This is a genomic window from Cognatishimia activa, assembly GCF_026016445.1.
Taxonomy (GTDB): Bacteria; Pseudomonadota; Alphaproteobacteria; order Rhodobacterales; family Rhodobacteraceae; genus Cognatishimia; species Cognatishimia activa_B.
Genome location: NZ_CP096147.1, coordinates 469,195 through 481,841 on the forward strand (window position 1 = coordinate 469,195; position 12,647 = coordinate 481,841).

11 protein-coding genes are annotated in these 12,647 nt (G+C 51.7%); 10 read left to right on the forward strand and 1 reads right to left on the reverse strand.

Features of this window, described 5'->3' with window-relative positions:
• Nucleotides 1-27 precede the first annotated feature (27 nt).
• Genes urtB through urtE form a run of 4 tightly spaced genes read left to right on the forward strand, consistent with a single transcriptional unit; the run spans nt 28 to nt 4,575 of the window.
• Nucleotides 28-1,965, forward strand: coding sequence for an urea ABC transporter permease subunit UrtB (gene urtB, locus M0D42_RS02265; RefSeq protein ID WP_265019994.1), 1,938 nt, complete (start codon nt 28-30; stop codon nt 1,963-1,965).
• A gap of 4 nt (nt 1,966-1,969) precedes the next feature.
• Entirely contained in the window at nt 1,970-3,136 is a 1,167-nt protein-coding gene (gene urtC, locus M0D42_RS02270; RefSeq protein ID WP_265019995.1) for an urea ABC transporter permease subunit UrtC, read from the forward strand.
• Nucleotides 3,133-3,873 (forward strand): urea ABC transporter ATP-binding protein UrtD, encoded by a 741-nt coding sequence (gene urtD, locus M0D42_RS02275; RefSeq protein WP_265019996.1) that lies wholly within the window; start codon nt 3,133-3,135, stop codon nt 3,871-3,873. The genes urtC and urtD overlap by 4 nt, the downstream gene beginning before the upstream one ends.
• 3 nt (nt 3,874-3,876) lie before the next feature.
• Nucleotides 3,877-4,575 (forward strand): urea ABC transporter ATP-binding subunit UrtE, encoded by a 699-nt coding sequence (gene urtE / locus M0D42_RS02280; RefSeq protein ID WP_265019997.1) that lies wholly within the window; start codon nt 3,877-3,879, stop codon nt 4,573-4,575.
• A 109-nt stretch (nt 4,576-4,684) separates the two neighbouring features.
• Here the strand turns inward: urtE and gcvA are convergent, their stop codons facing one another.
• Nucleotides 4,685-5,557 (reverse strand): transcriptional regulator GcvA, encoded by an 873-nt coding sequence (gcvA, locus tag M0D42_RS02285; RefSeq protein ID WP_265019998.1) that lies wholly within the window; start codon nt 5,555-5,557, stop codon nt 4,685-4,687.
• Nucleotides 5,558-5,671: 114 nt separating this feature from the next.
• Here gcvA and M0D42_RS02290 point away from each other — a divergent pair, with 114 nt between their 5' ends.
• From M0D42_RS02290 to M0D42_RS02315, 6 genes are all read left to right on the forward strand, one after another.
• Entirely contained in the window at nt 5,672-6,379 is a 708-nt protein-coding gene (locus M0D42_RS02290) for an SDR family oxidoreductase (RefSeq protein ID WP_265019999.1), read from the forward strand.
• 754 nt (nt 6,380-7,133) lie between these two features.
• Entirely contained in the window at nt 7,134-7,703 is a 570-nt protein-coding gene (locus tag M0D42_RS02295) for a TetR/AcrR family transcriptional regulator (RefSeq protein WP_265020000.1), read from the forward strand.
• 107 nt (nt 7,704-7,810) lie between these two features.
• On the forward strand, nt 7,811-8,740 hold the full coding sequence (locus M0D42_RS02300) for an alpha/beta hydrolase (RefSeq protein WP_265020001.1): 930 nt from the start codon (nt 7,811-7,813) through the stop codon (nt 8,738-8,740).
• 989 nt (nt 8,741-9,729) lie between these two features.
• A complete protein-coding gene (locus tag M0D42_RS02305; protein ID WP_265020002.1) occupies nt 9,730-10,881 on the forward strand; it encodes a hypothetical protein in 1,152 nt (383 codons plus the stop codon).
• 140 nt (nt 10,882-11,021) lie between these two features.
• Nucleotides 11,022-11,672 carry a hypothetical protein gene (locus tag M0D42_RS02310; protein ID WP_265020003.1) on the forward strand — a complete coding sequence of 217 codons (651 nt, stop codon included), beginning with the start codon at nt 11,022-11,024 and terminating at the stop codon, nt 11,670-11,672.
• A 58-nt stretch (nt 11,673-11,730) separates the two neighbouring features.
• Nucleotides 11,731-12,633 carry an alpha/beta hydrolase gene (locus M0D42_RS02315; protein ID WP_265020004.1) on the forward strand — a complete coding sequence of 301 codons (903 nt, stop codon included), beginning with the start codon at nt 11,731-11,733 and terminating at the stop codon, nt 12,631-12,633.
• The last annotated feature ends 14 nt before the right edge of the window (nt 12,634-12,647 follow it).

Genomic DNA, 12,647 nt, shown 5'->3' on the forward strand with positions numbered 1-12,647 from the left:
CCTCACCTTAGACGGCGACCTTCTCCCATGATCCGCATTTTCACTATGGTTCTGGCATTGCTATGCCTGCCACTGAGCGCGCATGCGCAAGAGCTGCAAAGCCTGCTGCAAGAGCATCAGAAAACCATCGCAAAACCTTCGCGAAAAACTGTCGGCCCTGTGCTCGAAGCGCTCGTGGCTTCTGGCCTGCCAACGGTGCCTCAGTTTTTGGAAAGCTGGCAGGGCAAAGAGGTCTATAGCCGCAAAGAGGACGGCCTGTTTTTCTACACCAAGAAGACGAGCGATGGCCTTGCGTTGATCGATGTGGACACAGGTGCGACCGTTACGACGGTTGATACTAAGGCCGCGAAACAGATCAAACCCAACGGCGGTGTGCGCAAAGAAATCGCCTCTGCCCTGGTGCAATTCCAACTTAGCGATCCCGATCTTACGCGCCGGACTGATGCGGTCACGGCTATCGCGCGAAATATGTCGGGATCAATGCTGGCGCCGTTGCTGGGGTCAATTGAGGGCGAGCCTGATACAGAGCTGAAAGCGCGCAAAGAGCAGCTTGCAAACTATCTAAGTGCACGGTTTTCAGAAGATGCGGATCAGCGCATCGCGGCCATCCAAAACATTTCATCTGTTCTGAGCGTCGAGGGCCGCGCTGTTCTGGCGCAGATACTCGAAACTGAGCTTGAGGTCACCGAGGGCGCGACAGAGCGCAATCTGGATGCGGCGTTGGTGATTGGCGAAGATCTGACACGCTCTGAAGCTTATGCATTACTTGTCGAGCAAAAGGGGCTGCCGGAATTGGTCAGCGAAAACGACCTGCGTCTTGCTTTGGAAGCTAATGTCGATGGTGGCAAAGTGGGTGGTATTCCGGTTGCACAGCTTGATGATCTTAACAAACGCGCAGAGGCCTATGATACATTGGCGGAAAGCGGCGCAGTTCCTGCGCGCGTGACCGCGGCCATGATCGATGAGGCACTGGCGAAATATCAATTCAATCGCGTTTTCGTTGAAGCTGACAGGGTAGTCACCGCAGCGGCCTCCAAAGCGCAATCCTCCGTTCAAACCCGCGTTGGTGTGAACCAGTTTTTCGACCTCAGCCTCGATGCAATTTCACTGGCTTCGATCTACTTTCTTGCTGCCGTCGGACTTGCGATTACCTTCGGCGTGATGGGTGTCATCAACATGGCCCACGGTGAATTCATCATGATGGGCGCATACACGGGGTATGTTGTGCAGCAATTTGTGCCGAATTACACGGCCTCTCTGATTGTCGCTCTACCGTTGGCCTTCATCGTCACCTTCGCTGCGGGTGTGGCCATGGAGCGCCTCGTCATCCGCTGGCTTTACAACCGCCCGCTGGAAACGTTGCTGGCGACATTCGGTATTTCCATCGCTTTACAACAGCTCGCAAAGAACATCTTCGGCACACAGGCGCGCCCTCTGACCTCTCCGGGCTGGCTGGATGGCGCATGGATCATCAATGACGTTGTGCAGATCAGCTATATCCGTATTGCGATCTTTGTGCTGGCGCTGCTATTCCTCGCACTGCTGCTCTTCATCCTGAAGAAGACCCGTCTGGGTCTGGAAGTGCGCGCTGTGACGCAGAACCCACGCATGGCGGCTTCGATGGGGATCAACCCCGACAAGATCAAAATGATGACTTTTGGTCTCGGCTCCGGCATTGCGGGGATTGCCGGTGTTGCGATTGGCCTCTTTGCAAAAGTGACATCCGAAATGGGCTCTGACTACATCGTCCAGTCCTTCATGACGGTGGTTGTCGGAGGCGTGGGCAACGTCTGGGGTACGCTTGCGGGTGCTGCCATGATCGGCACCTTCCAGAAGGGTGTGGAATGGCTCAACCCATCTAACACCTTGGCGGCGCAAACCTATCTGATCCTCTTCATCATCCTGTTCATTCAATTCCGGCCAAAGGGTATCATCGCCCTCAAAGGCCGCGCGGCGGGAGATTGATCCGATGCGTAAGAGCTTTTTCGCTGAAAACCCATCTGTTCTCTGGTTCCTCGCCTGCCTTGGTCTCTTCACCCTCGGAGTGACCGTCCTGGCCGAAGCCACAGGCGCCGGCGTGATCTCAACCTCTTTCGTGAAGACATTGGGTAAGGTGTTGTGCTTGTGCCTTGTGGCCATCGCCATGGATGTGGTCTGGGGTTACTGCGGTATCCTCTCGCTCGGCCATTTCGCCTTCTTCGGCATTGGCGGCTATGCGGTTGGCATGTGGCTGATGTATGCGCGGACCGAAACCATCGTGACGCAGAATTTGGCGGAACGGACCATTCCCGCAACGCCAACAGAGATCAATGACGCCATTGCGACGCAAATCTTCGGCGTGGTTGGCTCTGCAGAGTTCCCACTTATCTGGGCTTACTCCCACAGCTTGATCCTGCAACTGCTGTTGGTGGTGTTAGTTCCCGGCATATTGGCGCTGATCTTCGGCTGGCTCGCCTTTCGCTCTCGCGTGACCGGCGTTTATCTCTCGATCTTGACCCAAGCGATGACCCTCGCACTGGCGCTGTATCTGTTCCAAAACGACAGTGGTCTGCGGGGTAACAATGGTTTGTCTGGCCTACAGAATATCCCGGGCTTTGAGGCTGTGCCACAATCCGTGATCTCCATGGCTTTCTTCTGGGCATCAGCAATTGCGCTGGGCTTAGGTTACGTTCTATTTGCACGCGTGCTCAGCGGCAAAATGGGCAGCGTCATCCGAGCTATCCGCGACGACGAAGCGCGCGTGCGTTTCCTAGGTTATCATGTGGAAAGCTATAAGCTCTTCATCTTCACACTCACCGCTGTGGTGGCTGGTATCGCAGGGGCGCTCTATTACCCGCAAGCCGGTATCATTAATCCTGCAGAGATTGCACCCATCGCGTCGATTTACCTCGCGGTCTGGGTTGCGATCGGCGGACGTGGACGCCTCTATGGTGCCGTCATTGGCACGGCCTTTGTTTCACTGCTCTCAAGCTGGTTCACAGGCGGTAGCGCGCCAAACATCAACCTTGGCTTCTACACCATTCAATGGACCGAATGGTGGTTGGTGCTGCTTGGCTTCTCATTTGTCGCTGTGACGCTCTTCTTCCCAGGTGGCATCGGCATGATTTTTGACAAACTGAAAAGGGACGCGTCATGAGCACTCTTCTTGAACTCTCAGGCGTCTCGGTTTCCTTTGACGGCTTTAAAGCGATCAACAATCTGGCTTTTCAGATTGGCGAGCCAGAGATGCGCGCCATCATCGGCCCCAACGGCGCAGGCAAAACCACTTTCATGGATATTATCACCGGCAAGACGAAACCTGATGAGGGCTACGTTCTTTGGGGTGAAAAGAACGTTAATCTCATTGGCAAATCCGAAAGCATGATTGCGCGAGAAGGCATTGGGCGGAAATTCCAAAAACCGACTGTGTTTGAAGATCAAACCGTGCGCGAGAACCTTGCAATGGCGTTGAAAAACCCTCGCGGTCCATTCGAAGTGCTGTTCTACCGCAAATCCGCAGAAGGTGCTGCGCGCATTGAAAATTTGGCAGAGCAAATAAACCTGACCGATCAGCTTCCACGCAAAGCAGGCGAGCTCAGCCACGGGCAAAAGCAATGGCTCGAGATTGGGATGCTCTTGGCGCAAGATCCTCGCTTGCTTCTGGTGGATGAACCCGCTGCAGGCATGACACCTGCGGAACGCGAGAAAACCACTGAAATTCTTGTCGAAGCCGCCAAGACGCGTGCTGTGGTTGTTGTTGAGCATGACATGGAGTTTGTGCGTCGTCTGAATTGCAAGGTGACCGTGCTGCACGAGGGGTCAGTTTTGGCTGAAGGGTCGATCGATCACGTCACCCAAGACCCTGAAGTTATTGATGTTTATCTGGGGCGTTAAGAGATGTTGGACGTTAATAATCTGACCTTGCACTATGGTCACTCGCAAATTCTGTATGATGTCTCAATGTCTGCGGAAGTTGGCAAAGTAACCTGCCTGATGGGATCAAACGGCGTGGGGAAAACCAGCTTGCTGAAGGCGATTTCTGGAACGCATGCCCGATCTGGTGGCGATGTGACATTGGATGGAGGGGCGATCCCTCGAGGTGCGAAAGCGCATGCTTTGGCCAAAGCTGGCGTGGGATATGTCCCGCAGGGTCGCGATGTGTTTCCACTGATGACAGTGCGAGAAAACCTGGAAACGGGCTATGCCTGTCTGGATCGATCTGAGCGTTCGGTGCCGGATGAAATCTTTGAATTGTTCCCCGTCTTACAAGACATGCGTAACCGCAGGGGAGGGGACTTGTCAGGTGGTCAACAACAACAGCTCGCGATCGCCCGCGCATTGGTTACCAAGCCAAAGCTGCTGCTTCTGGATGAGCCAACCGAGGGTATTCAGCCAAACATCATCAAGCAAATTGGCGACGTCATTCGTTATCTGCGAGATCAAGGCGAAATGGCCATAGTGCTGGTGGAGCAATTCTTTGATTTTGCTTATGATTTAGGTGACAACTTTGTCGTTCTGAAACGCGGTGAAGTGACGCTAAATTGCGACAAGCAAGGGTTGGAGCGGGCAACACTTTTGGAAAGTGTCTCGCTATAGTAATGCCTTAAAAAAGGGTTCCCCTGTTAATGTTGATGCGTCGAAAGTCTGCTACGCAAAAAAGTGCTGGGTGTTTCAAACGCGAGAGATCATTCGGTAGGTCAAGTGTTTAGCATTGGTCCATGAGCCAGTTCCGAACCAGGTTAGTCAGCGCCTTTTGCCGAGGCGTGCGTGGTGTCACGACGAAATACCCATTCTGGGTGGGTAAACTCAGAGCGATGGCTTGTTGAAGCCGGTATTGGGCCAGTTCTGATGCTACCAAAGCGCGGCTGATTAGGGCGATGCCCTGTCCGGCCAATGCGGCATCGATGGCCAATGAGGTTTGGCTGAAACGCATCATGCGCGCGGAACTCTCAGATTGGTGATCCAGAAACGTATCAAGAAAAAGTGGCCATTGACCATGGGCGTCTTCAAGCAAGGTGTGTTTCAAAAGGTCTTTTGGCTCTTCTATCGGCTCGCCACTTCCGATGAGATCCGGATGGCAAACCGGAATGAGTTCATTTGCAAACAGGCGTTCGGTTTGAAGGCCGTGGCCAAAAGGTGGCCATCCTTGCCGAATGGCGATGTCCACGCCATCAGATTGAAAATTGGCCAAATGGTTGGATGCATCAAGCCGTAAGCGTATCTCAGGATGGTCTTCCGCAAATTGACCAAGTCTCGGAACCAGCCATCGAGCCGCAAATGACGGTGTGGCACTGATGGTAATAACTTTTTCCTTTGGCGCTAGATTTTCTGTCGCCTCATTTATCAAATCAAAGGCACGACGAATTGTCGGTAAGTAGCTGCGGCCTTCATCTGTCAGGGCCAGGCCACGGGGCTGGCGGTTAAATAACTTAACACCCAATAGGTCTTCTAAGCCTCTGACCTGTTGAGCCACAGCACCCTGCGTTACGCCAAGTTCATCTGCCGCTAGACGAAAGTTTAGATGGCGGCCTGAGGCCTCAAAGCTTTTCAAGGCGTTGAGAGGGGGAAGGCTGCGCATGGCGAGGTCCTGAATGTAGATATTCTACATTCTTATGGAAGAATTACTGATTAGTCAAAATGCTTGAAGATACGCAGAATGAGTTTGGTTTGAAGATATCGAAGGATATGTAAATTGGCGGATCAAAAAGTAGCAATCATCATGGGCGGTGGAAGCGGCATGGGCGCAGATAGTGCGCGTCGCTTGGCGGAAAATGGATTTCACGTCGCGATTTTATCCTCTTCTGGCAAAGGGGAGGCTCTTGCAAAGGGGCTTGGAGGGATCGGGATGACAGGCACAAATCGGTCTAGCGAAGATATGCAAAAGCTTGTCGACATGGCGATGGACAAATGGGGTCGCATCGACGTGCTCGTAAATTCAGCCGGTCATGGCCCTCGCGCTGCTGTACTAGAGATCAGCGATGCCTACTGGCATGAAGGTATGGAGGTTTATTTCCTCAATGCCGTGCGTGCAGCGCGTATCGTGGCGCCGATCATGCTCAAACAGAAATATGGATCGATCATCAATATCTCGACCTTTGCAGCATTCGAGCCGGATCCGGTTTTTCCAACCTCAGGAGTAATGCGAGCAGGGCTTGCGGCCTATACCAAGCTGTTTGCGGATAAATATGCCGCCGAGAATGTGCGGATGAATAACGTCTTGCCGGGCTTCATAGACAGCCTACCTGAAAACCCCGATTGGAAAGCGCGTATTCCGATGGACCGCTATGGCAAATCCTATGAAGAAATTGCGTCGACAGTCGCATTTTTAGCCTCTGATGGTGCAGGATATATCACAGGTCAAAACATTCGGGTTGATGGTGGTATCACTCGTTCTGTTTGATCCGAAAGAACATCCCAGAGTACCCTGTTTGGCGATGCGCATAGGCACTTTTAGCTGCGCCTGTGCAATCGATCATATTTCATGGCAATGGCTGCTCAGGCCAAACAGGGCTCAATTCTACTCCAGTTGTGAGAACTGAGTGGCAAAACTCTTCGTGATGGAATGCAAACCGCACGACTAACCGAGGTTAAATCTAACCTAGGCGCTTAAAGTCTGTCTAAGGTATTGAGAACTAATGGAGGCGAGTACCGGAATCGAACCGGTGTACACGGATTTGCAATTATTTAGACAATAATAAAAACAGTTAATTACACTTTAGTGTGTAACAAAGTGTGTAAGTTTTTGTGTCGCGTAAACGAATATTTTGTCATATTTATTTCGATCCACAACATAGCTCGGGCCAAGGAAACTTGAATGAAGTTTGAGCGGAATGCCAATATTCGCTGGGTCCCACACCAATGTCGAAAATGCGGACAAAGTAGATTTTGTCTTTTGCAAATTGAACTTCTGCATTGAAGTGATCGCAGCCATATCGGCAACCGGATGACAAGCATTGGCTGCGCAAATCTCATTTATCTGACTTGCGAATTGAGTTGCTGTTCGGCGCTCCCATTTAGATGTTTGAAGGTGGGCCCAAAACATGGAAAGCGAGCTAAGGGATCTCGCACTCGAGTGCCCAAACATATTGTTCAATTTTTCGCCTTGCTGCAAAGTATACCGTTCGGTATATTCCACCAAAACCAAGTGAGGCAAAATGCGTGCACCCAAACGTGAACATTTGTTAAATACAGCGGAGACCCTTTTTGCCAAAGAAGGGTTCAAAGGCGTATCGGTCAGCCAACTCCTTGATGAAGCGGGTGTCGCTAAGATGACGCTCTACAAGGGGTTTGAGAGTAAAGAGGAACTCATTCGAGAAACCCTACGGCGGCGCGCATCGCGATTGCACTCGCTTTTGGCGGAATTCACCGAAAAAGAAGGCCTTAATCCTCAGGAACGCCTCCTTGCGTGCTTCGATGGCGCTAAAAGTATTGCCTCCCGACAAGATTTCAACGGTTGTTACTTCATAAATGCTCTTGCTGAGTTTGGTAATGAAGACGGGGCTGAAGCCGAGATTGCGCGCCATCATAAGGAGAATATCATAAAGTTGCTGCGTGACCTCTGTGAAGAGTGTGACGTGCCGGATGCTTTGGAACTGGCGAAAACCATGCATTTGCTGATCGAGGGCGCTACGACAGCGCATATGGCCCTAAATGATTTGGGAAACTTTGATCGTGCGAAACACATAGCGCAAGCTTTGCTCGCAGACGCGATGCGCAAGAACTGAAGAACGCGGCAACGCGAGCCCAAACTGCATTTGCGATCAAGGATCAATGCAAATCACCACAATTCACGGTGATGAAACACGGTTTATATCAGAAAAATGAGGATATCATGATTTCGGAGTCTCAGCTTCATCCAGACCTTAGTGATACCTTTCGGTTCTTGCCGGTGCTGCCATATTATCATCGCTCTATGATCCCGTTCGGTCGTACAATTTACAATGCTAGCTCGGGTACAAAAGTGGAATTTGGTGTTTCTGTTAAGGAATACTCAGTAGAGCACCTTTGTTTGCGTGTGTTTGAACCACTTACCGGCAGTAATGGTGCAGCTGTGCTTTGGATTCACGGTGGCGGCTTTGTCGCTGGCACGACCCAACAAGTGAACGACGTTGCATCGCGTTTCGCTAGGTGGCTGAGCGCAAGCATTGTGACGGTGGAGTACAGGTGGGCGCCTCGTGACCCATTCCCCGCTGCACTGGACGATGTTTTCCATGCTTGGCAGTGGATACTGGAGCAAGAAGTGTATGACAATGACCGGATTGCAATTCTAGGCCAAAGCGCTGGCGGAGGGCTGGCTGCTTCGCTGGTTCAACGAATTCACGATGAGGGTGGTCCTCAACCCGTCGCTCAGGTTCTTCATTATCCGATGCTTGATGATCGAACAGCTGCCAATCGTCAACTCGATAAAAACAAGTATAAGCTTTGGACAAATCACGTGAACCGAGTGGCTTGGAATGCCTATCTGGGAGGGCATGAAGCTGGAGCCACATCCTTACCGCAATACGCCTCGGCAGCGCGTCGTAAAGATTTGTCAGATTTGCCGCCAACATGGCTTGGCGTGGGCACTTTCGACCTATTTTACAAAGAGTCTAAGTCCTATGCGGAAAGGCTGGAGACCGCGGGTGTCGAAGTTGAAACCCACTATGTGCCAGGCGCACCGCATGTATTTGAGGTCATGGCATCGGATTGGAAAGGGTCCACAGGATTCTTGGAGGCAACGCGCCGTTTTCTCAAGCGTCACCTTCGGCCAGCTAAATCATAAAAATGAGAAGTGATCATCACTGGAATGTGGGCCCAACACAGCATTCCGGTGATGATATGAAGATGACTGCAAGGAGCAGTTTGCAGCTATTCCTTTTGAACAGGCTGCAACTTTGGACCATTTATCCACGATCCAATGCCAGACGTGCAAAACAAACCTCTTTAATATTGCAACGATATTGATCTTAGCTCTGAGTGAACCTTCGAGTACAAATTTCAGGCCCACTATTGTTGAGTTGCATTGCTGGAAACTCGCTAACGATTCGCTAAAATGGACGTTGGGCTCCGTAGAAGGCCTACATTTTCATCCTCATTTACCCTGACTTATCCCTTTGATCATCGGGGCCACGGTACGCTTGTTAAAGCATTTCAATCTCAAATTTGGATTTGCACCAGCTATCAAAGTCGCGGCACCAAACTCATCGCAGGAATGAGTGCGTAATCCGTTAGGGACGGCAAAATTCCATCTGTTTTCAAGGTGAAAACACTTTTCTAGTCAGGCGTGAAGCGATGAGGTGATCTCTTTTCACTCGAACCCTTGCAACATCGAACTGACTTTCATCATGGCAAACGAAGAATTCCGTTGGGTACAGCCTTATATTTATGACTTGCCAAAGGGAGACCGTTTGGTCTACCTAATGTGAGAATATACCAATCGGTCTACTCATTGCGCGAACAACGTGATCTCAAGTCGCTGATCAATTGAGACGATGTTTTCGTGATAGGCCAAGCCCAAAACGGGGCATCTGAACAAGAAGACTCGGTGGAGGTCAAGAATGAACGAGGAAACTGGAAATGACACCAACCGAGCCGAAGCAACCGTTTCTGCCAATCTTGATATCCATCTTGAAAGGTGGGCGTCGAGAGACGACGAAGCTTCGCTTACAGCACAATGACGGTTGAGTAGGTCCTGTTTGCTCAGTCGTTGCAGCATACAGCTAGTTTTCCGCCATCTCAAACACCCTGATCCCTAAGACAGAAGTCACCTCAATGCTTTCTAAACTCGTCAAACTCGTCCTCGCCATGGTAGTGCTCACGGTTATCTTCTTAGCCTCCAAAACGGCCTTTGCCGTGATTATGGCCCTGATCTTGTCGCTTGTGGCGCTCGCGCTTTGGGTCAAAGGTGGAGCGCAGTCCGCTGCAAGTTCGATTCCGACAAAGTTTGATGACACGCCCTTTCGCACGTACGAAGCTGTTGTGCCGGGCAGCCCGCTAAAGCTGCTACATTTCATTTCGGAGGCCAACGAGATCAACGTTTCCAGTTCGCTGGTTATGGGTGATCACGAACTCATTTGCTTTACAGCGCAGCCGACTAAGTATTCAGCAGAACGCCTTGCGGATGTGATCGAAGAAACCGGTCGCAAGTTAACCTATATCTATCTTGATCACGCCCATCTGGACCACTCTCAAGGAGCCACCGAGCTGCTTAAACGGTTCCCGGATGCCAAATGTGTTGCTGCCCCCCGCGTGGCACAACTGCAGCAACTCCGTATCGAAGCCGATGACAATATGGCACGCAAGCGTTACGGCGATAACGCTGCGGTGCCTTCGGTTAAGTTTGAGGCATGGGACACCGACAAGATCATGCTGGAAGGCCGTGAAATCCACCTTTGGCATGACCAATACGGCGACGTCGGCGTAGGCCATGAGGACGAACCGCACACAGTGGCCTATATCCCTGACCTCAAGGCATTGTTGCCAACCGACATATGCTATTTTGGCGGTCACGTTATGATGGGTGGCAGCACGCCAACCAGCCGCGCCAAAGTCAAAGAGCAGCTGCGCGAGTGGATGAAAATGGACCTAGAAGTCGTCATCCCCGGGCATATCCTGCGCAGCTGGAGTGCAGACCTGACACCTCAGGCAACCATGGAATACAGCCTTAAGTACATCGAGGACTATGAAGCCGCGCTGGAAACCTGCAAAACTGCTGACGAGGTCATCGCTAAGATGTTGGCCATCTACCCGAAGCAGGAACACGTTTCAGCTCTGTATCTGGGCACATATGTCCACTTCGAAGAGATGCACCGTCTTCTGTTCAATCCGCGCATCGAAAAGATCTTTGCGCTGATGCCCAAAGGGCTCTCCAAGTGGATCAACAAATCTATGTTCGCGGCTCGCGTGAAGGCCGCCAACCCCTAGCATTCGGCCCCCGTATCATCTTGGCACTTTCCCATTCTGTTGCGGTGAAACGGGACGAAATATTGCTGAACAGCGACAAGCGATCAAACTCAAACACCGCCGATGTATATCGAAAAACTAAGCATAAGACGGAGGAAAACATGCTTTTCAAAATGCTCAAAACAGGCGCTGCTCTCGCAGTGCTAGCAAGCGCCCCAGCATTCGCAGTTGCAGAGACTGCAGCGGGCAATGACGCCAATGACAAAACCAATATGGGTGCACTAGGCATCTCAAGCGATCTTCAGAGTGTAATTGCGAAATTTGCCACCGCACAAAAGGCGGAATTTGACCGCGAAACCACAGAAGCAGAGATTTCGAGCTGGTTTTTCGACGTTTACATTCCGACTTGGGTAGCCGTCGGTAATGGTGAGCTTGATCGTGGTCCGGAATTCGTTCTGGATTTTTGGAGCACGCCAATGTTCGTCACCGGCGACGAGCCTTATATGGCGCTTTGGCTGACCGAAGATAGCCATGTCGTCGAATTCCTTGCGATGCAGCACCGGTTCCTAAAAGCCAAGGGTTTCACACATACGCACGTCCCTGACAGCAAGGTTCGCGCGTACAATGGTTTGGGCGGCGCTGTTGAGGTGATCTGGTCACGTCGCGCAGCCGACAACAGCGAGATCCAGCGCTATGTCGTCCACTTCGAGGTCGCCAAAATGAATGGCACCTGGAAGATCATAGGCGGCCACACCCGCACCACCGACGCTGAAAAAGACGGCGATACAATCGACGGTGCTTGGGCACTGTAAAAGCTGTGAACGTAGCGCAGGTTCCCGATTTGATGGGTCGATTTCTGGAGGAGAAATCATGAGTTTTGAAGAAGTAATGATCCCCGCTGAGGGCGGGGTGGAACTTCACGCCTGGGTCTTTCGTCCAGAGGGTTTCGAAGGGCCACGTCCCGCCATCACAATGGCACATGGTTTTGGCGGTATAAAATATGTTGGCCTCAAAGCTTACGCGGAGTTGTTTGCGGAGCACGGTTATGTTGTCGTAGTACATGACCACCGCGGGTTCGGTTTTAGCGGCGGTGACATCCGCGGTGATATCGACCCTTGGCAACAGATCGCGGACTGGCGTCGTGTGATTTCTTATACAGAAGCGCTCGAAGAGGTTGACCCGACTCGGATAGGGCTCTGGGGATCAAGCTACGCTGGCGGGCACGCCTTTGTTCTTGGTGCAACCGACAGACGGTTGAAGGCGATCGTATCGCAGATCCCGACTATTAGTGGATATGAGCAGGGGTTGCGGCGCATTCCTGAAGAATTCCGGGCGATGGTCGAGGCGAAGTTCGATGCAGATGAACGCGCACAGCTAAATGGTGAGCCGCCGGCGATGCAATTGATGCTGAGTGCTGACCCTAACGTACCTGCGGTATATCACTCTCAGGATGCGATTGATTTGATTGGTCAGTTTGAATACCCGGAAGGGATTTCGACGGACGAATTTGTGACCGTCCGCTCTAGCCGCCGCGCGATGATGTATGAGCCAGGTGCTTGGGTTCCGAGGGTCTCTCCGACGCCAGTACTAATGGTGGTTGCATCTCAGGACACTGTAACTCCAACAGAAATGCAGCTCGAGGCTTATGAAAAGTTGCACGAGCCGAAGCGGTTGGAACTGTATGAAGGCGGGCATTTCGATGCCTACGTCAATCAGTTTGAAAAGACCAGTGGGGCTGCGTTGAAGTGGTTCCTTGAGCACTTAGCGCCATAACTTAGGTAACACAC